At 28.6% G+C, this 1118-nt stretch carries 2 protein-coding genes; one reads left to right on the plus strand and one right to left on the minus strand.

Annotated elements, in window-relative coordinates; genetic code table 11:
- Positions 1-40: 40 nt before the first annotated feature.
- Positions 41-523 carry an ABC transporter ATP-binding protein gene (locus tag L21TH_RS12510; protein WP_052002718.1) on the minus strand — a complete coding sequence of 161 codons (483 nt, stop codon included), beginning with the start codon at positions 521-523 and terminating at the stop codon, positions 41-43.
- 163 nt (positions 524-686) lie between these two features.
- Here L21TH_RS12510 and L21TH_RS14120 point away from each other — a divergent pair, with 163 nt between their 5' ends.
- Positions 687-806 (plus strand): helix-turn-helix domain-containing protein, encoded by a 120-nt coding sequence (locus L21TH_RS14120; RefSeq protein ID WP_006317090.1) that lies wholly within the window; start codon positions 687-689, stop codon positions 804-806.
- Positions 807-1118 lie beyond the last annotated feature (312 nt).

Genomic DNA, 1118 nt, shown 5'->3' on the forward strand with positions numbered 1-1118 from the left:
TAATCTATCTACTTATAAAAATCTAAAGTTCTAATTATTATTAATTACAATACATATAATCTCTCTTCCTTTTAGTACGCATAGCTTCTGCTATGTCGTGTGTCACCATTATTGCAGTTTTTCCTTCTTTTTTTAGTATAGTACCTATTTCATCAGCGATTGTGAGTCTAGTTTGATAGTCTAGGGCAGAAAAGGGTTCATCTAGTAGTAGGATTTCAGGCTTTAAAGCTAGGGTCCTTATAAGAGCTGCCCTTTGTCTCATTCCTCCTGAAAGCTGTCTTGGATAGTGGTCTTTAAATTCTCCTAAACCATAGGTATCTAATAGGTTTTCTACAAACTTTTCCTTTTCTTTAGTTAATTTATCTTGTATTTCTAGTCCAATTAAAGCATTTTGTTTTATAGTTCTCCATTCGAATAAATGGTCTCTTTGAAACATATATCCTATATCTCCACTAGTTCCTTTTACTTCTTTACCATTGACAAATACTTTTCCTTTAGATGGCTTAAGAAGTGGAAAGTTCATCATTACGCCTTCTCAAGGAGATAATTGTATATAATAACACTATACAAAAAACAATGGTACAAATGTACTATATAAACACTATTTACAAATAATAGAAAATAAATTATAATAAAGTTAACGGTAAATCAAATAATATAAACACAAATTGAACGGAGAGGTGAACATGGAGTTATTAACAATAGGTGAAAAAATAAGAAGGTTAAGAAAAGAGAAAAACATGTCATTAAGAGAACTAGGAGAAGACTTTGTTTCAAAAGCACAACTAAGTTATATTGAGAATTGAGGGAATAAAAGTTTAGTAAGTATTATGTTTATTCAGATATAAGAAAGGGGTGAAAATATGTTATATCCAAGAGCACCAAATGAAAAAAGCCTTATGTAAAAAATATAATTTCTCAAATAGGAAGTTATAAGCATGTTGCGTAGAAAGATATAGTGATAATAATTATTAAAATATGAAAGGAGAAGATAAAAAGATGAAAAAAATACTAATATTTACATTGATAACAGTTTTAATACTAGGATGTTTTCAAAGTTCATATGCTATTTCAAACAAAAATGAATCTAAACTGGAAAAAGTTCATGGTAAGTCAAT

The sequence above is a fragment of the Caldisalinibacter kiritimatiensis genome, assembly GCF_000387765.1.
In the GTDB taxonomy this organism is placed as follows: Bacteria; Bacillota; Clostridia; order Tissierellales; family Caldisalinibacteraceae; genus Caldisalinibacter; species Caldisalinibacter kiritimatiensis.